This window comes from Pseudobutyrivibrio sp. AR14, assembly GCF_900101325.1.
Classification (GTDB): domain Bacteria; phylum Bacillota; class Clostridia; order Lachnospirales; family Lachnospiraceae; genus Pseudobutyrivibrio.
This window is the reverse complement of the sequence record NZ_FMUY01000002.1, coordinates 1-23442: the sequence shown is the minus strand read 5'-3', so window position 1 is coordinate 23442 and position 23442 is coordinate 1. Positions and strand designations below refer to the sequence as shown.

Below are 23442 nucleotides of genomic sequence, written 5' to 3'. Positions count from 1 at the left end.
CAAGGTTAATAATCCATTTTCCACTGATACTTTTTTAAATCAACTCTACCATCTATGACTTCTACGCCCTCGGATTCAAGTATTTCTCCCTGTTTCCATGCGGCGCCAAAGGCATACTGTCCTGCCAACTCACCCTTAGCGTTAACAACTCTATGACAAGGAATACTAGAAGGATCTGGATTCTTATGAAGGGCATTTCCTACTGCACGGGCCATGTTTTTATCACCAGCAACGCTTGCCACCTGACCGTAAGTCGCCACCTTGCCCTTTGGAATCTTCTTTACAGCCTCGTATATACGCTTTGAAGGGCTGTCTGAGATAAGATCATAACTCTCAGCTATCATAAGCTTTATGTCCTTCTCAGGGATACTTCCATCAAGGATAATGGTATTCCAATGATCCTTGTTTTGATGGTATCCAGGAATCACAGCATCATATATTCTGCGCCAATAGTAGGCACTATCTGGGTCCACCTTGACATTTAGATTTATAAATCCATCCCTCTCATATGTCCAAAGGAAAGCCTTTTTATTATATTTATATCTGACTAATTGCCAGTTGGCATCATGAAAAGGTGCATCCTGATATGTGTCTGGAAATGAAAGGCCGTAGGTTAACGCTTCTTCTCTTGTTTGCATAATTCCCCCTGAAGTAAAATGGTGATTTCGTACTAAGGGCTACTGTATGCTGCTGGTGGCAACTTTAATAACCGCAATCAAAAATAATACTCTGATTTTACTTTCTACTCATTAAATCTTTGTCTATCTTTTGTAAGATTATCTTCTGATTTACTCTTCCTCAGGATATTTCAATCCCCATTCATTTCTAAGCCTTGTCATAATATCCATTACATCAATCGAATACTGTAGTTTCATAACAGAAGCATCTCCGCTAGTAATTGCTGTTTCCATATCTGTAAGCTCATAGTACAAAGCATCTGCCGTATTCCCTGCTGATATTTTCCTTTTTTCGCCGGTTAAGGCTTCTGTGATAATCGCTTTATCAGCACGTGGAAACTCCATTATCTCTATATAGCCCTTTTCACAACTTATCATTACTCGTTTAGGTTGCTTTGAGTGCATGGTAAGAGCTACAGTTGCCATCTGATTCTTATCATTTTGTAATAGAATAGTCGCCTGCTCATCAACTCCGGTCGGTGCACTCTTCCACTGGCTCATCAGATTTTCGGGTTTTTCTTCCATGAAGCTACGGACAATGCTTAGGGCATATACTCCAATATCAAGCATTGCTCCACCTGCCAATTTTCGATTAAAAAACCTGTTCTTCATATCATAATCTTTGAAGCTTCCAAAGTTCACCGTTATCATCTGAACTTTTCCAAGCTCTCCATTTTCTATGATCTTCCACAGTTCCTTGTATATCGGCATGTGCCAGATTGTCATTGCTTCTGCAAGTATAAGGCCTCTTTCATTTGCCAGGCTGATCATTTCGCATAGTTCTGAAGAATTCAAAGTGATAGATTTTTCAACCAGGATGTGTTTACCATTTTCCAAAGCTTTCTTCATAAAACCATAATGAGTATTATGAGGAGTCGTTATGTAGATAATATCCACATCTTCATCGGCAAACATTTCATCGATTGACGGATAGACTTTTTCGATACCATACTTTTCTGCAAAAGCAACCGCTTTATCATAGGTTCGATTTCCTACTGCATAAAGAGATTTACCCATTTTCTGAAGACCTGCAGCCATTTCATTTGCAATTACACCTGTTCCCAGTACAGCCCATTTTATCTCTTTGCTCATATTTTTCTCGAATCTCCTTCCCTGTAGTTCATCTGTCTTATAATCAGTTATTATATAAGTTAATCTATTCAGAAATACTTAAATTTTTTCTTTGTAGCAACTGTTTATAATTATACCTATATCTACCATCCTGTTCAACGGCACACAAAAAAGACCCCAGGACAGATATCTATATTCCGCGATGCCATTCGCAGACACTTCGTGTCTTGCTCATCATTTCTTGTTTTCCAATAAAATACAGGATTGCTGCAAATCCAAGAAACAATTTGCAGAAAAGAGATAAGGATTCCTGCAAAACAAGAGTTGAACTCATAGCCCTTCGGGCTATTTCGTCATCTCTTGTTTTCCAATAAAATACAGGATTGTTGCAAATCCAAGAAACAATTCGCAGAAATGCTTCGCATTTCACGCTCATCATTTCTTGTCTTGTAATAAATTGCGCAACTAAAAAAGCTCCAAGGAAGCAAGCTTCCCGGAGCATTTTTGTAGTTGCACAATTTGCAACAATCCTTATCTCTTTGAAAACTGTGGCGCTCTTCTCGCAGCCTTGAGACCGTACTTCTTACGCTCTTTCATACGTGGATCTCTTGTGAGGAATCCAGCAGCCTTAAGTGTAGGTCTGTACTCAGCGTCTACCTCAAGGAGTGCACGTGAAATACCGTGTCTGATAGCACCAGCCTGGCCAGTGTATCCGCCACCCTTTACGTTAACGATAACGTCAAACTTCTCTACAGTGCCTGTAGCTACAAGTGGCTGACGAACAACTACCTTTAATGTCTCAAGACCAAGGTACTCGTCGATATCTCTCTTATTTATTGTGATCTTACCTGTGCCAGGTACAAGATATACTCTAGCAACTGAAGACTTTCTTCTACCAGTTCCGTAATACTTTGTTGTATTCTTAGCCATGATCTACCTCCTATTAAAATGTAAGCACTTCTGGCTTCTGTGCCTGCTGCTTATGATCTGGTCCAGCGTAAACGAAAAGCTTTGTGTACATCTGACGACCAAGTGGTCCCTTTGGAAGCATGCCCTTAACAGCGTGCTCGATTACTCTATCAGGGTGTGTGTTGAGCATCTCACGAAGAGTTGTCTCCTTCATACCACCAACATAGTCTGAGTGATGATAGTAAATCTTCTGATCAAGCTTCTTACCTGTAACCTTAATCTTCTCTGCATTAACTACGATAACATAGTCACCACAATCAGCGTGTGGAGTGAAGACTGGCTTATTCTTACCTCTTAAAACCTTTGCAACTTCTGCTGAAAGACGACCAAGTGTCTGGCCCTCAGCGTCAACTACATACCATTTTCTCTCAATCTGAGATGGGTTTGGCATATAAGTATTCATTGAGAATTCCTCCTTAAATAAATCTAAAGCTCCAAGCCGGTGATGTCCGGGCACCTGCATGGATAATTATAGTAAAACTCGCCTCCGGGCTAATGGACGCAAGTTACCTTACTACATCAACCGTTACATTTTACAATAGGAATTAGCTTTCGTCAACAAGAAAATGAATAAAAAAGAGGGTGCCGAAAGCACCCCCATTATACTAGAAATTTTTAAATACAGCAAACTCATAAGGCCTAAGTTTCACCTGCCCATTAGATGAATTTACTGCGCTGTCATAATTGCCAATCAGTCTGTCATATCCTTCATCTGACCAGCTATAATCAATTTCATTTTCAGATAGATTTCCAACAACCTTAAGGACTTTATCCCCTAATTTTCTCTCATAGCTAATTATCTCCTCAGGGCACTCATCAAATGAGATTTCTCCATCTGAGATAATCTTGTACTCTTTTCTGAGATAAATCAGCTTCTTGTAGAATGAAAAGATAGATGTCTCATCATTTATCTGGGACTCTGCAGTAATATGCTTGCCATACTCTGGAACTTCAATCCAAGGTGCGCCTGTTGTAAATCCATCATTTGCCGAGGAATCCCACTGCATTGGTGTACGGCAGTTGTCTCTAGAGCGCTCATTAATAATAGCAAGAGCCTCATCAGAAGACTTCCCTTCCTCCTGCAAAATCTTGAAATAATTCAGGCTTTCCACATCGCGATACTGGCTAATGTCAGTAAAGTGAGTGTTTAACATTCCAATCTCCTCTCCCTGGTAAATATAAGGAGTACCTCTCATAAAGTGGATAATACCGGCAAAAAGCTTGCCCGATTCCTTCCAGTACTTTTCCTCGTTACCAAATCGAGAAATGGTGCGAGGCTGGTCGTGATTAGTCCAAAAGACTGCATTCCAACCGCCATTCTTTGACATCTGTTCCTGCCAATCCTTAAACAGCTTTTTAAGAGCAGATTTGTCATAAGGCATAAGCTCCCACTTGTTTCCATTTTTGTAATCCACCTTAAGATGATGGAAGCTAAATACCATGGAAAGCTCTTTTTCTGATGGATTAGAGTACTTGATACAGTTATCTATTGTGGTAGATGACATTTCCCCTACTGTTATCATGTCAGCTATACCAGTATCTGCCACCAGTTCCTTTAAAAACTCATGAACTCGCGGACCGTCAGTATAGAATCTTCTACCATCACCCTCATAATCATTCTCCAGATTCTCAGGCTTTGATATTAGGTTAATTACATCAAATCTAAATCCGCTAACACCCTTTGCCTTCCAAAATCTGATGATATCCTTTAGCTCGTCTCTAACCTCTGGATTGTCCCAGTTAAGGTCTGCCTGAGTTACATCAAACAAATGTAAATACCATTTATTCAGACTGTCTACATATTCCCAAGCATTGCCACCAAACTTTGACACCCAGTTTGTAGGTGGACAATCTCTTGTTCCATCCACAAACTTGTAGTAATTAATGTATTTCTCGTCCCCAGAAATAGCCTTTTTAAACCACTGATGCTCTGTGGAAGTGTGATTAAAGACCATATCAAGCATTATGCCTATGCCCCGTTTCTTAGCCTCACTTGATAGCTCTTCAAAGTCTTCCATAGTGCCAAATCGTGGATCAATCTGGCGATAATCAGCAATATCATAGCCATTATCCCTCTGAGGAGAAATGAAAAAAGGTGTAATCCAAAGGAAATCTACCCCAAGCTCTTTTAGATAATCAAGCTTAGCTGTGATACCCCTTAAATCTCCAAAGCCATCTCCATTGGTGTCATAAAATGATCTAGGATATATTTGATAAACAACTTTATCTTTGAAATCTAACATTATAACTGCCTTACATTACAACGCAGACTACTGTGTCAGACTTGCCTGCTGCTGCAATCTCCTTTTTACTAAATTTAAGAAGTGGCTGGCCGGCCTTTACTGCCTGATTCTTCTCTACCAAATATTCAAAACCAGCGCCGTTCATCTGAACTGTATCGATACCAACATGTATCAATACCTCTCCCCCCTTATCAAGCTTCATTCCAATAGCGTGTCTGCTGTCATCCATTGTAACTGCAATAACGCCATCAGCTGGAGCATGAACTACTTCTTCATCTGGAATAATTGCAATTCCATCACCCATAAGCTTCTTAGAGAAAACCTCATCCTCAACCTGCTCAAGTGGAATAACCTTACCAGCTACAACTTTTGTTAAATCAACATCAGCAACCTTTATTACTTCTTCTGTTTCCTCATCTTCACTCTCTCCGTATATATCTTCTGTTGTAAGTCTCTTCTTGCCAACAACAACTGTGAGCACAAATGGAACAATAATAGCAACAAGCATGCAGATAGCAAATATAAGCATATATCTTGTCTGGATTGAAAGAATTCCAGGGATACCACCTACACCAATTGAATTTGCCATAACGCCGCTACCTACAGAAATGATAGCTGCGATACATGAACCAATCATGGCGCTAAAGAATGGGAATCCATATTTTAAGTTAACACCGAACATAGCAGGCTCTGTTACACCAAGGTAACATGAGATACATGCTGGAATAGAAACTTCCTGAGTCTTTGTATTCTTCTTCTGAAGGAAAATCATACCTAAAACTGCAGAACCCTGAGCAATGTTTGAAAGTGCAATCATTGGCCACAGTATTGTACCACCGAAATCAGCTACAAGCTGTGTATCAATTGCATTTGTCATATGGTGAAGACCGGTGATAACAAGTGGAGCATAGAACATACCAAATACACCTGCAAACAACCAGTTAACTGAGCTTGTAAGACCAGCGTGAACACCTGCTGAAATCCATGAGCCAATCTTCCAACCGATAGGTCCTAAAATAAAGTGTGATGCCATAACTGCAAGTACTAATGAGAAGAATGGCACAACAATCATTGATATTACCTTTGGACAAATCTTTGTAAAGAACTTCTCAAGGAACACAAGGCAAAAGCCTGCTAAAATAGCTGGAATTACCTGTGCCTGATAACCAATCATGTTTACCTGTGCAAAACCAAAATCCCACTTTGGAATAGCATCAGCTGCTGCACCTGCAACGCCATAAGCGTTAAGGAGCTGACCAGATACAAGTGTACAACCAAGTACAATACCAAGAATCTGAGTTGTACCCATCTTCTTTGTAATTGACCAGCAGATACCAACAGGTAACATATGGAAAATAGCCTCACCTATAAGCCATAAGAAACTGTGGACACCTGCCCAGAACTGTGACTGTGAAACGATAGTGCCATTACCAAAATCGATTTCACCAATTACATTTCTAAAACCTAAAATCAAACCTCCGACTACAAGAGCTGGAATAATTGGAGCAAAAATTTCTGCGATTGAAGACATAATCTGCTGAAGAAGATTCTGATTCTTCTTAGCTGCCTTTTTAACCTGGTCCTTAGAAACTCCCTCTACTCCTGCTACTGCAACGAAATCATTGTAGAATTCCTGAACTTCCTGACCAATAATAACCTGGAACTGTCCAGCCTGAGTAAATGTACCTTTCACACCTTTGATTTTCTCAATCCCCTTAATATCAGCCTTTGCAGGGTCATTGAGAGCAAATCTCATTCTCGTAACACAGTGTGATACTGCTGCAATATTACTCTTTCCGCCAATCAAATCGAGTAATTGCTTGCTTTCCTCTGTAAATTTTCCCATGACAATCTCCTTTTTCTATAAATACTTCACACGGTAACCTGTTTAAACAGGTCTCATAGTTATTTTATATCACAGCTGTTTAAACAGGTCAATATATTTCATAAAAAATTCTTACCTTATAATTTTAAAATCCCATAAAACACAAAAAGTACCTAGCAATGCTAGATACTTTTATAAGTCTATATATTTGTTGTATCGCTGCGGACAGCTGTGTCCATGAAGCAGAAATACTCAGGCACATGTCGAGACTGGGTATATTCAAACATAATACCCATTCCATTAAATGTCTGGCTAGTAACAACCGCAAGACAATTGTAGTCCCCAAGGCTTAGGTACTTTGAATCTACCTCAGTGACTCTCTCAACTGTCATCTTACGCTTACTCATGCCTATTTCCATCTTCAGCTCATTTTCGATGTAGTCATAGATGGACTTTGCTGCAATCTCAGGAGTAATGCCTGTGACAATTGACTTGTCAAACATATTGATATCCATAATACATGGCTTGCCATCAAGCTTTCTAAGTCTTTGGATGTAGTAGAGCTCAGTCCCCTCAGCAAATCCAGTTCTTTTAGCAACTCTGGCGTCTGCCACTATCTCAGCAAACATCACTACCTCAGTGTCGCTATTTAGCTTGTTTCTAGCGGCAGTCTCCTTAAATGTCTCGATACCGCCAATGATAAAGCTGGCCTTGTCATAAGGCTGATAGATAACTCTGACACCTACACCATTAATAGCCTGAACATAACCTATCTCTGCAAGCTGCGCCAGAGCACGTCTTACCGTATTTCTAGAACAATCATATACTCCCACCAAAGTACTCTCCGATGGCAAAATACTCTGGTACTCATATTCCTCGTCTTCTATCTTAAGTTTTAAATCTCTATAAATCGATTCATACTTCGCTTTTGCCATATTTTATACCATACTACGCCTGTTACGTTAACAATCCTGAGAGTCTCTTTCGATGACTACACGTCATTCTTCAGAGACCTCAGAGATTGTTAACTACAGGCTTATATATTACTCATATTCGATACCTATCATGGTTAAACCATGGGCGGGGGCTGTTGGGCCTGCCAATTCACGGTTGCGTCCACGGAATATTTCAAGCATATACATTGGATCCATCTCGCCTGCCCCCACCTTAATAAGGGTACCTGCAATAATGCGAACCATGTTATAAAGGAAACCGTCACCTGTAAGACGAATGTGAATCACATCGTCCTCCTTATAAACCCTAGCTGTATAAATAGTGCGTACACGGGATTTAACCTGGGCTTTTACAGAAGAAAAAGAAGTAAAATCATGCTGGCCTATCAAATAGGCTGCTGCCTCGTTCATCTTTTCCACATCCAAATCATAGTAATAATGGAATGTATCCTTGCGCTTTGTAGGATCAGGCATTTTACGATTTAAAATTTTATACTCGTATGTCTTTCTACAAGGGGCATATCTTGGATGAAAATCATCATCAACCTGACATGAATACTGTACCACAATATCATCAGGCAATCTCTGATTGAGAGCAAAGCTAATTTTGTCAGCAGGCATTCTAGAATTAGTATCAAACACTGCCACATTGCCAAGAGAATGAACTCCTGCATCAGTACGGCTAGCTCCCATTATAGAAATAGGCTCTTGCAATAAATCTGTAAGGGCCTCATTAAGCTTTTGTTCTATTGTCACTCCATTAGGCTGAATCTGCCAGCCACTATATCCGCTGCCATCATAGGCAACTACTATCATTACTCGCATTCTACAAAATTCCTTTTACAACAAAAAATCCTATGGTGTAAGCTGCAATACAAATATAAGCTCTCTGATCAAGTGAGCTGTACTTAAGTGGCTTCATTTTGGTTCTGCCTTCACCACCATTATAGCATCTTGCCTCCATAGCGTAAGACAAATCATTGGCACGACGAAAAGCTGATACAAAAAGTGGTACTAAAAGTGGCACCATGTTCTTGGCCTTTTTAATAAGTCCACCTGTTTCAAAGTCAGCACCTCTAGCCATCTGTGCCTTCATGATTTTATCTGTCTCCTCAATCAAAATAGGAATAAATCTAAGGGCAATAGACATCATCATAGAAATCTCATGGACAGGAACACCTACCTTCTTAAGGAATCCAAGCGATTTCTCCAAACCGTCTGTCAGCTGATTAGGTGTTGTTGTAAGTGTAAGAATGGATGTACCAATAATTAAAATAATCATACGACTAGTCATTAATACTGCATTCTTAAGACCTACATCAGAAATAGAAAAAATCCAAAATGAAACTAAGGTCCTTCCCGGTGTCAAAAATAGGTTAAAAAGACCAGCGATAATCAAAAGCATGACGATAGACTTAAGACCCTTAACCATAAATGAAAATGGTACATGGCTCATGCGGATAATTCCAAATAAAGTCACAAGAACAATTGCAAATAACACCACATTGTTAGCAGCAAACAGAGTAATTATAAAAACAAGCGTAGAAAACAGCTTCACTCTAGGATCAAGTGAGTGAAGAACTGAATCTGCTGGATAATATTGTCCTAATGTTATTTCACGCAACATAAAATCTCTTCCTTTGCCTCTTCTACTGTAGTGGCGTCTGTCTTTACATCAAAACCTGCAGCCTTTAAATCATTCATCACATAAGTAACCTGTGGCGCTGCAAGGCCTATCTTTTCAAGCTCTTTATAGTGAGCAAATACTTCCTTTGGTGTGCCATCATATACCGGCTTGCCACCGTCCATTACTATGATTCTATCTACATAATTGGCCACATCTTCCATGGAATGCGATACTAAAATAACTGTATCTCCTCGCTTTTCATGCATATCTGAAATGAGTCCTAAAATATCATCTCTACCCTTTGGATCAAGACCTGCTGTTGGCTCATCCAAAATAAGAACTGCTGGCTTCATTGCAATAACCCCTGCAATAGCAGCACGTCTCTTTTGTCCACCAGAAAGCTCAAATGGCGATGCCAGATAAAATTCCTCTGGAAGACCTACTAAGCCAAGAGCCTCATAGGCTCTTTTAATCTGTTCCTTCTCATCAAGGCCCTGATTCTTAGGACCAAACTGAACATCCTTGAAGACTGTAGTCTCAAAAAGCTGATGTTCAGGATACTGGAATACCATACCTACCTGTGTACGAAGATCTCTAATATCGTAATCCTTGTCGTAGATATCCTGACCACGATAATAAATAGAACCCTCTGTAGATTTAATAAGTCCATTCAAATGCTGAACAAGAGTGGACTTGCCAGAGCCAGTATGACCGATAATGCCGATGAACTCACCCTCTTTTATATTAAGGCTAACGTCATCTAGGGCTGTGACCTCATAGCTGGTTCCTGGGCTGTATTTATATGATACATGATCTAAAATCATCACATTGTCTGCTGGATTATTCTGCTTTTTATGGCTCTCTGGAAAATCTAACTTTCCTCCTAACTGAGTTCTGATTAGATGGCCATAGTTTTCTTTTAAAGCCTCAAGCAATTCTTTTCTAGTAAGTACACATTCAGGAAGGTTCACTCCTGCTTTTCTAAGCTCATGTGCAAGCAGTGTAACCTGTGGTACATCAAGGCTGTGCTGCTTAAGCAAATCAACATCCTTAAAGATTTCACGAGGCTTGCCCTCCATGAAAACCTTACCCTTTTCCATTACAAAAACATAATCAGAGTCTACAACCTCCTCCATGTAATGGGTAATAAGGATAACTGTAATGCCCTTTTCCTTATTGAGGGTATGAACAGCCTGAAGCACATCTGCTCTACCATCTGGGTCAAGCATGGCTGTTGGCTCATCCAAAATAATACACTTTGGCTCCATTGCCATAACACCAGCAATAGCTACACGCTGCTTTTGACCGCCTGATAGCTTGTTTGGAGAATGACTCTTGTATTTGTACATTCCCACCATCTTAAGAGCCTTCTCGACTCTTGTAATAATCTGTTCAGTAGGTACGCCGATGTTCTCAGGACCGAAAGCAACGTCCTCATCTACTACAGATGCAATTATCTGATTGTCTGGATTCTGGAAAACCATACCTGCAGTCTGACGAACTGCAAATGTGTACTCATCATCAGACACATTCATGCCATCTACATAAAGTGTGCCCTCTGAAGGTGTAAGAAGCGCATTAATATGCTTAGCGAAAGTAGACTTACCAGAACCATTATGTCCTAAAATGGAAATAAACTGACCTGGCTCTACATTAAGATTAACGTGATCAAGGGCAACCTGAATTGCTTCAACATTGCCCTCTTCATCACGTCTAATATATTCATGAACTAATTCTTTTGCTCGAATAATTGACATTGGTACCCACTATTCCTTCCAGTTGAGTCTATGTAAATTACCCTCAGTCTCAAGGCCGAGGAAGTCGTTTTGTCTCAGAGCCTCATACAAAATTACTGCTACCGAATTGGATAAATTAAGAGATCTAATATCATGTCCCATTGGAATACGAACACAATTCTCCTCATTGTCTACAAGGATTTCCTCAGGAATACCTGCGCTCTCCTTGCCAAACATTATGTAGCAGTCTGGCTCATAATTCACCTGGGTGTGTGTCTTTTTAGCCTTTGTGGTGGCCATGTAGACCTTGGCATCAGGATTCTTAGCCTTGAAGTCATCCCAGTCATCATAGCGGAACACCTCAAGCTTGTCCCAATAATCCATTCCAGCACGCTTTACAGTCTTGTCTGTAAGGACAAAACCAAGTGGCTCTATCAAATGAAGTCTTGTGCCTGTGGCACAGCATGTGCGGCCGATATTCCCCGTATTCGCAGGAATCTCAGGCTCATGCAAAACTATATTAAGCATTTTGGAAACCTACGCTGGTTACATTCACAATCCTGAGAGCCTCCTCCGATGACTACATGTCATTCTCCGGAGACCTCAGAGATTGTGAACTACCAGCTACTCTTTCTATTATTTCATATCTAATGATTGTGAACGTAGGATTTTGTACACAACCCTTAGCCACGTAGTTCGTTGATGAATTCTTCGATGCGGTCCATGGCTTTTTTAAGGTTCTCAAGTGAATATGCGTAAGATATACGTACATTGCCCTCACCAGATTCACCAAAAGCTGTACCAGGAACTACTGCCACTTCCTTTTCTTTTAAGAGGCGTGTACAGAACTCCTCAGAGCTCATACCAAACTCTGCAATTGAAGGGAAAATGTAGAATGCACCGTAAGGCTCAAAGCATTTAACATTCATCTTCTTAAAGCGATTAAGAAGGTAACGACGTCTGTCATTGTACTCCTCTCTCATGTTAGCCACATCCTCATCGCAGTCACGGATAGCTGTAACTGCTGCATACTGGCTAGTTGTAGGAGCACACATAATAGCAAACTGGTGAATCTTAGTCATCTGCTGAATAATCACATGTGGTGCGCAAACATAACCAAGTCTCCATCCTGTCATAGCATGACTCTTAGAGAAGCCATTGATGTAAATAGTGCGCTCTTTCATGCCTGGGAAGCTGGCAATAGATACATGACCGCTTCCTGTGTATGTAAGCTCCCCGTAGATTTCATCAGTGAGAACAAATAAATCGTATTTCTTAACAAGCTCAACGATTGGCTCAAGATCTGCCTTCTCCATAACTGCACCTGTTGGGTTGTTAGGAAATGGCATGATAAGTATCTTAGTCTTGTCGGTAATAGCTGCCTCTAATTCCTCTGGCTTAAGGCGGAATTCATTTTCCTCCTTGAGATTGATAGCCACTGGAACACCTCCAGCAAGAATTGTACATGGCTCATAAGAAACATAAGATGGCTGCGGAATAAGTACCTCATCACCTGGATCAAGCATTGCACGAAGTGCCACATCGATACCCTCAGAACCACCTACTGTCATAAGCATCTCTGTAAGTGGGTCATACTCAAGACCATAGTGACGCTTGAGAAATTCTGCGATTTCTATTCTAAGTTCCTTTAAACCAGAGTTTGAAGTATAGAATGTACGGCCTCTCTCAAGAGAATAGATAGCCTCGTCTCTAACCTTCCATGGTGTATCAAAATCAGGCTCGCCAACACCAAGTGAAATAGCCTCTGGCATTTCAGCTACAATGTCAAAAAACTTACGAATTCCTGATGGTTTAATTTCTGTAATTGTTTTATTTAGAGGGTTTCTCATAAGCTCACCTTCTCCCTCTCATCAACATGCTTTTCTGCCATAATTATGCCGTGATCCTTGTACTTCTTCAAAACGAAGTTAGTCTGTGTGGAAAGCACTGAATCAAGTGGAGAAAGCTTAGCTGATACAAAATCAGCAACCTCTCTAAGTGTATGTCCCTCAATAGAAACCATGAAATCATAGCTTCCTGAAATCAAATATACTGCATCTACCTCTGGGTAGTTGTAAATGCGCTCTGCCACCTTATCAAATCCCATGCCTCTTTGAGGTGTAACACGCACCTCGATAAGTGCTGACACCTTTTCAACAGAAGCCTTGTCCCAATTGATAAGTGTAGGATAACCACAAATTATATGCTCATTTTCCATAGCCTCAAGCTCATTAACAATCATAGCCTGCTCTGTGCCAAGCATCATTGCCAAATCCTCAAGGTCGATTCTACTATTGTGTTCTATGTAACTTAATATTTTTTCTCTCATAATATGCCCCAATCTGTCTGTTACACTTTATAGGCCTCAAATCTCTTTGCTATATAACATAAGAGATTAAAAGCGTATTAGCTACAGACTCTTTATTATTTATTAACAGTAACATTGTAAAGCGCATCAGTTTTCGGAGGCTCGAGGAATCGAACTTCTTCACCATTAATGATACGTCTATCATTCGAAGAGTTGGACTTCCCGATAATGGCGGATGCTACCCCCGCGTCCGCTAATTTTCTAACCAAACCGTTGCCATCTTCTGTGGCAATGAGCATGGCTCCAGAAGAAATAAGCTCATAAGGATTAATTCCAAAGAACTCACATACCTCTATTGTCTCCTGCTTAACAGGAATATTCTTTAGGTCAACATCAATTCCAACACCTGATGCTTCACCCATCTCCCAAAGGGCTCCAAAGATACCGCCCTCTGTCACATCATGCATTGCAGCAACGCCATGCTCCACTGCAATCCTGCTCTCAGGTAAAACACTAAGGTACTGGTCAAATGATTTTGCTGTATCGATTAATGATTGAGGAAGTCTGGTCAAAAGCTCCTTCTCATGGTCCTTAGCAATAATAGATGTGCCCTCAAGACCAATCCACTTTGTAAGGACTAGGTCCATATCTGGCTTGGCGCCGCCAGTAGAAATCATCTGGCCTTTTTTCACCTTGCCAACTGCTGTAACCGAAATAAGTGGCTGATTAACCGCCTCTGTAACCTCTGTATGTCCGCCTATTACCTGGACATTGTATCTTCTGCAGGCAGCATCTACCTGCTCCATAATCCCTTTTAACTTGGCCTCACGCATGCGAGGAGTGAGAAGAACTGTAAGAAGTATACCCACAGGCTCTGCCCCTGCACTGGCCAAATCATTTACAGAAATTGTAACTGCCAGCTCTCCAATATCTGAAGCTGTACCAGTAATTGGGTCTGTAGATAAAACCATCTCCTCATCAGGACCTAGCGCCACTGTAGCGCAGTCTTCGCCTACATTAGGTCCACTGGTGACCTCTGGGCGTGTCACATGAAGTTGTTTAATAACCGAACGCTTTAATACGCTCTCTGGTAATTTTCCGATTTCCATTTTATTTCCTATATAGGTGCATTTTGTGTGTCTACTGTTGTTGTGTCTGGAACTGTTGTCTCTGCAGGTGCTTGCGCAGGCTCTGCTGGCGCAGCAGGCTGAGAATTGCTATTGCCTGGATTTGTAACCTGATACTTAGGTGTAATCACAAATGGAGTAGAATTAGAAACTCCTGGTGCGTATGTTGCAATAGCCGCCGCAATTGTATTTGGATCCTGTGTAGAAACTGCCTGTAGCATGGCCGCTGAAAGATTAGGATCTTCCGATGCAATACCTACCACAACAGTTCTGTTGGATGGATTGTATTTGCTGTTGTTATATACAGTACGGCTAACTTCCTGACCGTTCTCGTATACTATCTTCCATAATTTGGCTGTAACGCCTGTATGACCACCTACTGTAGTAGCCATCTGACCAAGAGGTCTTGCTGCATCTGCAACCCATGTTGTGTTTTGTACATTGACAGCTGTAATCTCTGTCTCGTACTTAACCTCGTGTCCTGGGTCGTCCTCTTCCTTGCCGTAGATGTTGAAGTAAGCGTGACCGCCATCGCAGTATCCCTCAATATAGATAGGATAACTCTTATTGTTGCGAATCTGGAAGTCCTTGCCACCAGACTCTGAAATAGCAGCATCCTGAGATGCAGGAACATAAGTAACAATCATAGAGTGACAATTTCTAGTAACAACCTCAAGCTCTGCCTCTCTGACTGCACCGTAGAATGTAGTAGATACCTGGCAAATACCGCCACCGTATGTCTCTACTGTAGTACCATTTTCATATGAACCAGCAAGCTGGTAACCATTTTCTGCTGTAAATGGTGTGATAGCATTAAGCACTGAAAATTCATCCCCTGGATATAAAATAGTGCCATCTATAAAGCTAACACCATTGGCAACATTTTGCTTTCTGTTAGCAGATGATGAGCTATAGTCTGTGCTAAATGAGCCAAGGCAATCTTTAATCTCTGCAAGCTCTTCCTTGCTGCCTCTAGGTTCCTTAACCTCTGTAACAAGATCTACTGTGGCATCATTGCCATCCCACTTGTTCTCAATATAATCAACAAGAACGTCAGCAGATTCTTCGATTTGAACTACAACACCTGATGTACCCTCATGGAAAACGAACTCACCATTTTCTCTAGTAAGATAATCATCGCTAGCCTCATCGTTAACCTGCTCTGAAGCTGCATTCAAATATGTAATAAGACCTGTCTTGTTGGCACCTGTAGAAAGAGCAAAATCCTTAGTACGTCCCTCTTCCATGTCCTTAGATGCCTTAAAACGCTCTGCACAGTTTCCGTATGAACCATATGTAGCAGCCTTTACAGTAACCTCTGGATCCTTAGGTCCGATGCAAAGATCTGCACCTGTCGCTGTGAAATTCTGCTCATTGGCATTAAGAGTAAATTTAACTGAATCATACTTAGAGTAGTAATCGTCAATAACACCGTTGGCCTCATCAACTGTAAGTCCTGCCACATCCATTCCTCCGATTGTAACGCCCTTAGGAATGATGCGTGTATCAGGCTCTCCTTCCTCTTCCGCTACAGCCTCTGCTTCATCATTTAACAGCTCCTCATCTGAAGCTTCCGCTGCATAAACAGTAGAAGGTGTACCCATAAATAAGGTAAAATTACTTATACACAATAAAATTGTAAAAAATACTTTTATTTTTTTCATAACAACCTCTATAATCTAGTATAATATATTATAGTAATGCAGCGGCAACAGTAGTAAATAACATGCAAATAACTACAATCACTAATACTACACCCGCAAACATCTGCTGTTTTTTTGTACGCTTCATTATAATACCTCACATTCAGCAAAGGAGAAACCATGGGCTTCCCAATTTTACCTTTTTTCTTAATCTTTTTAGTATGGCTGGCATTTCGCTTGAGAAAGCTTGATACCAAGCAAAAACAGGAAGAACATGACTTTTGGGCTAAAGAGCGCCAGGCCAATGTAACCCCTGCAAAAGATATATCAAATCTAAGATATATTACCATTCCAATGGAAAAATTTCCATTAAATTTTAGCAATGATGAAAAAGTAATTGAAATCGAAAAAGAATTACAAGAATTGTCTACCCACAAGCTGTTAAACCTTATCGGTGTGACCAATACAGATTTGAAACTTACTTATGGTGTTCCTAATTTTCAGACCATGTCTCAAATCGGTGACGATTTCGACAGAGTATGCGTTCTTCTGAACAGTTACGCCCATGCTCTTATGGAGGCAGAACGAGTTGATGACGTAATCACAGTTCTTGAATTTGCAGTAGGTGTAGGCACTGATATTAGTGAAAGCTACACGCTTCTGGCCCACTGCTACGAGCAAAAAGGAATGCATGAAAAGCTAGAATTATTAAAAAGACAAGTTGAGCAAAGTAAGCTTCTTCTTAAAAATTCTATTCTTTCAAAAATCGAATCTACTAGAACTATTATCTCAGATGAGGATCAGCAGGCTGTAGATATGAAATTATAATATTATATAAGAAAAGGGACGACCAATTGGCCGTCCCTATTATTTTACTTGTTATGCCTCTTCTACCTGAGGTTCAACTTCTTTTTTAAGCTTAAGATACTTCTTAATTGCCTTGAAGCAAAGGAATGCAAGAAGTGCAATTAATACTACGTCTACTGCGTATACAATCTTAACCCATGTTGGCTTGCCAGAGATTACTTCATTCTCATAAGCACGGCTGTTTACAACTGTGTAAAGAATGTTCTTAGAAGCCTGTCTCATAGCGATTACTGAAGTAGCTGAAGTCTGATCAGTTACTGTAGACTGTGGAGTCTCATATGTTGCAAGCATAAGGTCGCAACCATTTCTAATCATTCTGTCAGAATCCTGATATCCATATCCACCAAAGTAATCTGTCTCTGCAAGACCTCTGAATCCCCACTCATCACGAAGTACTGTGTTAAGAAGTGGTGAGCAAGCCTCAGCTGGAATAGTACCAATGTTATTAAATGCTACCATTGTTGCAGCTGGGTTAGAGTTCTTAAATGTAATCTCAAATGACTTTAAGTAAACCTCACGGAGTGACTGCTCATTGAGCCATGTACATAAGAATCCTGTACGGTTTGTCTCCTGGTCATTTGTTGCAAAGTGCTTAACGTATGAATATACACCGTGCTCTCTTGCACCATTTACAGCGCTAGCGCACATCCAACCTGCAAGAACTCCATCCTCTGAGTAGTACTCAAAGTTACGTCCTGCAAATGCAGATCTGTGTGTATTTGTTGCTGGAGCATACCATCCTGATACGTCCATCTCATTTGCCATCTGGCCGATTGAATCGCCAAATGAATATGCTAATTCCTTGTTCCATGTGCAAGCAATCATAACTGCTGCAGGGAATCCGATAGAACCCTGGCCTGTAAAGTTATTGTTGATTGAAGCTGGACCATCGCAGTCATATGTCATAACCTTGCCAATTGAATCAACTGCTGATGTCTCATAACCACCAAGTGCGATAAGTGTGTTCATATCAGCAACTGTAAGCTCGTCAAGAAGCTCATCCCACTTAGCATCATCATAGTCAAGACCACGAAGCTCTGCCAACTTAATTCCGTTGTTAGCACCTGTTGTAGGCATTACATCAGAATCGTTGTTGTAATCTGTTGGGTCATAATTTGTCTCGTTGAAATATGTAGCCTTAAGCTCATCTCCCATCTCAAATGATGTAGGAGCTGCTGTTGCCTCATCATAGTTTGCGAATCCATCTGCTCTTGAAAGGTATGTGAAGTTCTCACCCTTTGCAAAATCAAACTGATTTGTAGCAACTACCTGATCAGACTCACGCTTGTTAGACTCGTCATAAACTACCTTTGAAGCTACATTTACATTATCTGTAGCAATCTTGTGATGAGAATCTGCATTAATTGAAATCTCATAGTCGCCAGCATCAAGTACATAGCAACCTTCGCCATCAGCATCGTATGATGCCATATCTTCTACTGCAAATGAAACATTTACTGTCTCTGAAGCGCCTGGCTCAATTACACCTGTCTTCTCAAATGTAATAAGATTTGCTGCAGACTTTTCAATTCCACCATTTGTGTATGGAGGATTGAAGTAAACCTGAACTACATCCTTACCAGCCACATCACCTGTATTAGTTACAGTTACATCAAATGAAACTGTCTTGCCATCGTTTGAGATAGCTCCCATTTCCTGGTTAAATGTTGTGTATGATAATCCATAACCAAATGGATATACAACCTGTGAATCATAATCAAATTCCATATTGCCAGCCTGTGCTTCTGCATAAGCTGTCTCATAGAATCTGTATCCAACATAGATACCTTCTACATAGTTTACAAATGTTGGATAAGACATGCCGCCTTCTGCGAACATATTCTCATATCCAAACTCAGACATGTTTGTGTAATCAAAATCACCAAAGTTGTTAATTGTTGGTGTTGCAAGCAAGTCTGCTACAAAAGTATCAGCTGTCTTACCAGAAGGGTTAACCTGGCCTGCAAGGATTTCGCCAAGTCCATCGAAACCAGTCTGACCTGTTCCTGGGCAATATACTACTGACTTAATCTGTGAATAGTCATTTACAAAGCCAAGCTCCATAGCATTAGCTGAGTTAACAACTACAATTACCTTATCAAAATTAGATGTTACTTCATCAAGAAGTGCCTGCTCTCTGTTTGTAAGCTCAAGATATGATTTAGAAGGATCCAAATCGTCCTTGTACTCAGAATAACGCACACCAGTAACACCAAACATTCCTGAACCATCATCATGGAATGTATCCTCACCATCGTAAGACATTGGAAGATCTGCGCCTTCACCGCCTGAACGTGCGATGAAGAAAATAGCTGTATCAGAGAAATCCTTAGCATCTGTAATAAGACTGCCATACTCTGAAAGCTGTGGTTCTGGAACTGTCCAATCCTGTCCCATCATGCCTACTGTTGGTCTTGTATCTCTCCAACCTGTGTAGAAATCTACAAGGTCCTGATTATACTCAATACCTGCATCCTTTAATCCTGTAAGGAAATCAATTGTCTCATATGCTGCTGAAAGAGCACCTGAACCTGTTCCACCGTAAATAGGATTAGTTGATGACCATCCAAATACATTAACCTTTGTTCCTTCTGCAAGAGGAAGAGCACTTTCTTCATTCTTTAAAAGAACAATACCCTCTTCTGCAATTTCTGTACATAAAGCCTGAGCTTCATCAATTGACTTGCCTGAAATCTTTCCACCGCCCATTGCCATGTTTACCATTGAGTAAAGTGGCGAAAGCAAAATGTTTGAAACAACAAGTACAAGTGTAAGTGCAAAAGCAATCCATGAACCCTTTCTAATGAGCCCACGCAGTGGCTTTTTCACCTTTATTACTGCGATTGTAATAATAATCGCAAGTGCAAGTACCACGCCTAAAATAATAAGCTGTGGCTGAATCTGTTGGAGGACCGCCTTCACGTCCTCAGGATTGATACCTAACATCTCTCTTCTCCTTCCTCTAATCCGCGACTTATGCTTTATCAGCTCTACATTCCGTCGGTTACGGCTACAAGCCTTGAAAGTCTCTTCCGATGACTAAACGTCAGTCTCCAGTGACTTAAGAGCTTGATGTCTACCGACTCATCTATATTTGATAAGCAACAGTCTTATATACACCAGTCAGTAGTGGACAATCTCTTAGATTTCTCAAGCGAATCGTGTTAGATGAGCGGAGAAATACTAAGGATTGTCTGCGTAACTGACGGAATATCGATAGTTACATAAAGTTATTCATTCTTTGGTGTTTCTGGGAAAATAATCTTGTTCACGAAGAAGAAGACTATCATTGAAACGCCTCCGTTTAGTACTGTTGTTCCGATGTTGTATACAAATGGAGCAACGAATTTTCCTGCAACAGCAACCCAGATACAATTAATTGAGTTTACGATGCAAGTGATAATAATAAATGCAACAACATACCATGCTATCTGCTTGCCTGGCTTGTCATGATTGCGGAAAACGAATAATTTCTGAATTGGGAAATTAATACATTCTCCGATAACCATTGCAATCATATAAGCTGTAAAATATGCCAATCCGCCATGGGCTTGGTCGTAGCCTAATATGTTCCACTGGAATGACTCTCCTGCGATTGTAAGAGGTATTCCCGGCCATCCAAATGACCTGTCACCCATAAACGCAAATGCTGCAGGTAAAAATGTGAGAAGCAAATACTTGAAAACTGTAATCAAATTACTAACAATTACAAACAAGCCACCTTCTCGAACCCACTTAGCAATAGCAGGATGTTTCTCTACAAAATCCTTCCAAAATCTCATTTCTACTCCTTCACTAATCCGTATTTACGATAGTTATTCCACATGATTAAGATGTGCTTCGTATTTTTTATTAGCACGGCGATTCTTGAAGAATCCACCAATGACACCGCCTAGGCCTCTAAAGAAATGTCCGTTAGCGATAGTTACTATGCTTTCGGCCATATCTCGGGATACTGCGCCGGCTGTCATCTTACTCATAGCTCTAAATGGCATGTTGTAAATAAACATAGTATTTAAATCTGGAATACCCTTTTCATAAGATTTATCAAGATTGTTCTTTAATATCTTGTAAACCAAACGACAAAGACCGCTTTTGGCATCCTTCATCTGACAAAGAGCATCATTAATATCAAGTGAACCTACCTTTTCCTCTGGGAGTGGTCTAGCATAAAGCTTTTCAAATTCCTCATAGTGAACATTTCTTACCTTGCCACTCTTGTAGCTTGGCAAATCATCTATGTTATATGGTAATTCTGCGATAGTACCTTCCTTTGAAATCTCTCCAGAGAGCTTAATATCAGCTACATTTGCTCCAACGTAGATTTGATACTCTCCTGCCTCAATCTCCCACTTGTTAGAAACAGTTGAGAAATAGCGGAATGTCTTGTCGTCAAATGGAATTTCTACCTCTGCAGACTCTCCTGCATTAATCCATACCTTCTTAAATCCCTTAAGCTCTTTCTTTGGACGAATAAGACCGGTATCTTTTTTACCTACATATAACTGTGCAATCTCTGCACCATCACGGCTTCCAGTGTTTGTTATCTTAAATTTCACTCCACTGTCAGTTACTGTTAAATTGCTGTAGGCAAATGTTGTATAGCTAAGTCCATAACCAAATGGGAACTGAACTGCTACGTCAGCTGTATCGTAATAGCGATATCCAATAAATGGTCCTTCGCGATACTGAAGATTTCTCTTTTCTGTATCTGCATAATTTACGATTGAGCAATCAGTGTAGGCAAATGGATATGACTCTGACAATTTACCTGTAGGAATTTCCTTTCCTGTAATAATGTCAAGGAGGGCTGATGCACCTGCCTGACCTGTAAGGTATCCATGGAGCAATGCTTGAAGATTATCAAGCCATGGCATCTTCACAGAAGAACCTGCACTCATTACGCCTACAATATGCTTATTAAATACTGTAAGGTTCTCCAGCTCTTTGATTTGATATTCAGGAACATCAATAGACATTCTGTCTGCTCCTTCGCTTTCAGCGATTTCATCAAGTCCAAAGAAGAAAAGTACTACGTCCGCTGCTTCTGGATTATCTTCAATCACAAGGTCATACTTTTTAATTTCCTCTGCGATTGTCTCAACCTTTGTTGAATTAACTTGTGAACTACCTGATCCCTGGTAACGAGGCTTATCCACAAATGGTCCCCTCAAACAGACCTTTGTTCCCGCCTTAAGCGGAAGAATATCTTCATCATTCTTTAAAAGCACTGCAGAATTCACTGCCGCTTTCTTTGCTATAGCATGATGAGCTTCTTTATCAAATCCCTTATTATGATCATTTTCTTTAAAGTAAATAGCTGCCTCGATAATAGGAAGAATCGCTCTATCAATCTCCTCTTCTGTGATTCTGCCCTCACCCTCAGTAGCTGCCTTTATAATTTCTCTTGCAGAATCAAGTCCTGGATTTGGCATCTCTACATTTGACTGACATTTAACACCTGCCACATGGTCATTGCTTGCGCCCCAGTCTGTTACAACAAGGCCATCAAATCCCCATTCATTTCTCAGAATGTCTACTAGAAGATGCTCGTTTTCATTGGCGTATTTTCCGTTTACCTCGTTGTAGGCTGACATGATTGTCTTTGCCCCACCTTCTTTTATTGCTATTTCAAAAGCTGTAAGGTAAATCTCTCTAAGTGTTCTCTCGTCCACAACAGCATTCATTGCCATTCGGCGATACTCTCTTGAGTTAACTGCAAAATGCTTTGGGCAAGAATACACATGCTTGCTCTGAATTCCTCTAACATAAGATGCAGCCATTTTTCCTGCCAAAATTGGATCTTCAGAAAAATACTCGAAGTTTCTACCGCAAAGAGGTGAACGCTTCATATTAAGTCCTGGCCCCAAAAGCACATCTACATTTTGAGCTAATGCCTCTTCTCCAAGGGCTTCACCAATTTCTTCGCCAAGTTTTTCATCCCAGCTATTGGCAACTGTTGCAGCTGTTGGAAAACATGTTGCTGGAAGTGAAGCATTTAGACCTAGATGATCTCCCGCTCCTTCCTGACGTCTCAAACCATGAGGTCCATCAGAAAAAGAAATTGACTGGATATTAAGTCGTGGGATATCTCGGGTTTCCCATTCATTTTTTCCGCTTAATAGAGCAGCCTTCTCAACCAAAGAAAGCTGTGCAATTATTTCTTTTGCGTCCATTTAATTCCTCCGTTAGCTCCATACATATTAAACATAAGCTTGAGAATAATTTATCACGGAGGTAAAAAAAAAGTTGCCCCGAAGGACAACTTGTAAAAAATCAAGGATAACTTGCAATATAAAATGTTACTATTCACAGTTATAAATATTTAAAGATTAATTCTCGTCATGCTTGCATGTAAGAGAATGATCTTTAAATATTTATAAACTGGAATCAGTG

General features: G+C 40.5%; 19 protein-coding genes. 1 reads left to right on the top strand and 18 read right to left on the bottom strand.

Translation table 11 applies throughout. From position 1 onward, the window contains the following. Nucleotides 1-5: 5 nt before the first annotated feature. The 15 genes from BLP50_RS01870 to BLP50_RS01795 all read right to left on the bottom strand — a co-directional run bounded on the left by BLP50_RS01870 (nt 6) and on the right by BLP50_RS01795 (nt 16200). Entirely contained in the window at nt 6-638 is a 633-nt protein-coding gene (locus tag BLP50_RS01870; RefSeq protein WP_090150110.1) for a methylated-DNA--[protein]-cysteine S-methyltransferase, read from the bottom strand. A gap of 150 nt (nt 639-788) precedes the next feature. Continuing rightward, nucleotides 789-1769 carry a Gfo/Idh/MocA family protein gene (locus BLP50_RS01865; protein WP_090150107.1) on the bottom strand — a complete coding sequence of 327 codons (981 nt, stop codon included), beginning with the start codon at nt 1767-1769 and terminating at the stop codon, nt 789-791. 510 nt (nt 1770-2279) lie between these two features. After that, complete coding sequence (gene rpsI, locus BLP50_RS01855; RefSeq protein WP_028234846.1) at nt 2280-2678, bottom strand: 30S ribosomal protein S9; 399 nt, start codon at nt 2676-2678, stop codon at nt 2280-2282. A 13-nt stretch (nt 2679-2691) separates the two neighbouring features. Next, nucleotides 2692-3120, bottom strand: coding sequence for a 50S ribosomal protein L13 (gene rplM, locus BLP50_RS01850; protein ID WP_090150102.1), 429 nt, complete (start codon nt 3118-3120; stop codon nt 2692-2694). 202 nt (nt 3121-3322) lie between these two features. After that, nucleotides 3323-4960 (bottom strand): alpha,alpha-phosphotrehalase, encoded by a 1638-nt coding sequence (treC, locus tag BLP50_RS01845; RefSeq protein WP_090150099.1) that lies wholly within the window; start codon nt 4958-4960, stop codon nt 3323-3325. 10 nt (nt 4961-4970) lie between these two features. Continuing rightward, complete coding sequence (treP, locus tag BLP50_RS01840) at nt 4971-6806, bottom strand: PTS system trehalose-specific EIIBC component (protein ID WP_090150095.1); 1836 nt, start codon at nt 6804-6806, stop codon at nt 4971-4973. A gap of 179 nt (nt 6807-6985) precedes the next feature. Further along, the gene (locus tag BLP50_RS01835) at nt 6986-7720 is read right to left on the bottom strand and encodes a UTRA domain-containing protein (protein ID WP_090150092.1); all 735 of its coding nucleotides are present in this window, start codon (nt 7718-7720) and stop codon (nt 6986-6988) included. A 108-nt stretch (nt 7721-7828) separates the two neighbouring features. Then, the gene (gene truA / locus BLP50_RS01830) at nt 7829-8563 is read right to left on the bottom strand and encodes a tRNA pseudouridine(38-40) synthase TruA (protein WP_090150089.1); all 735 of its coding nucleotides are present in this window, start codon (nt 8561-8563) and stop codon (nt 7829-7831) included. A gap of 1 nt (nt 8564) precedes the next feature. Beyond that, on the bottom strand, nt 8565-9365 hold the full coding sequence (locus BLP50_RS01825; protein WP_090150085.1) for an energy-coupling factor transporter transmembrane component T family protein: 801 nt from the start codon (nt 9363-9365) through the stop codon (nt 8565-8567). Continuing rightward, a complete protein-coding gene (locus BLP50_RS01820) occupies nt 9350-11122 on the bottom strand; it encodes an energy-coupling factor transporter ATPase (protein ID WP_090150082.1) in 1773 nt (590 codons plus the stop codon). Before BLP50_RS01820 ends, BLP50_RS01825 begins: the two co-directional genes overlap by 16 nt. 9 nt (nt 11123-11131) lie before the next feature. Then, the gene (gene trmL / locus BLP50_RS01815) at nt 11132-11629 is read right to left on the bottom strand and encodes a tRNA (uridine(34)/cytosine(34)/5-carboxymethylaminomethyluridine(34)-2'-O)-methyltransferase TrmL (RefSeq protein WP_090150079.1); all 498 of its coding nucleotides are present in this window, start codon (nt 11627-11629) and stop codon (nt 11132-11134) included. 155 nt (nt 11630-11784) lie between these two features. After that, nucleotides 11785-12951, bottom strand: a complete 1167-nt coding sequence (locus tag BLP50_RS01810; protein WP_090150075.1) for a pyridoxal phosphate-dependent aminotransferase — start codon at nt 12949-12951, stop codon at nt 11785-11787. After that, nucleotides 12948-13430, bottom strand: coding sequence for an Lrp/AsnC family transcriptional regulator (locus BLP50_RS01805; protein WP_090150072.1), 483 nt, complete (start codon nt 13428-13430; stop codon nt 12948-12950). The genes BLP50_RS01810 and BLP50_RS01805 overlap by 4 nt, the downstream gene beginning before the upstream one ends. A gap of 95 nt (nt 13431-13525) precedes the next feature. Continuing rightward, nucleotides 13526-14518 (bottom strand): AIR synthase family protein, encoded by a 993-nt coding sequence (locus BLP50_RS01800; RefSeq protein WP_176753654.1) that lies wholly within the window; start codon nt 14516-14518, stop codon nt 13526-13528. 8 nt (nt 14519-14526) lie between these two features. Next, entirely contained in the window at nt 14527-16200 is a 1674-nt protein-coding gene (locus BLP50_RS01795; protein WP_090150066.1) for a VanW family protein, read from the bottom strand. 159 nt (nt 16201-16359) lie between these two features. On the opposite strand from BLP50_RS01795, the gene BLP50_RS01790 reads away from it, so the two are divergent. After that, nucleotides 16360-17007, top strand: coding sequence for a hypothetical protein (locus BLP50_RS01790; RefSeq protein ID WP_090150063.1), 648 nt, complete (start codon nt 16360-16362; stop codon nt 17005-17007). A gap of 51 nt (nt 17008-17058) precedes the next feature. Here the strand turns inward: BLP50_RS01790 and BLP50_RS01785 are convergent, their stop codons facing one another. From BLP50_RS01785 to BLP50_RS01775, 3 genes are all read right to left on the bottom strand, one after another. Further along, nucleotides 17059-19992, bottom strand: a complete 2934-nt coding sequence (locus BLP50_RS01785; protein ID WP_090150060.1) for a glycoside hydrolase family 3 protein — start codon at nt 19990-19992, stop codon at nt 17059-17061. Between the two features lie 284 nt (nt 19993-20276). Further along, a complete protein-coding gene (locus BLP50_RS01780; RefSeq protein ID WP_090150057.1) occupies nt 20277-20828 on the bottom strand; it encodes a GtrA family protein in 552 nt (183 codons plus the stop codon). A gap of 33 nt (nt 20829-20861) precedes the next feature. Beyond that, on the bottom strand, nt 20862-23222 hold the full coding sequence (locus BLP50_RS01775; RefSeq protein WP_090150055.1) for a glycoside hydrolase family 3 C-terminal domain-containing protein: 2361 nt from the start codon (nt 23220-23222) through the stop codon (nt 20862-20864). Between the last annotated feature and the right edge of the window lie 220 nt (nt 23223-23442).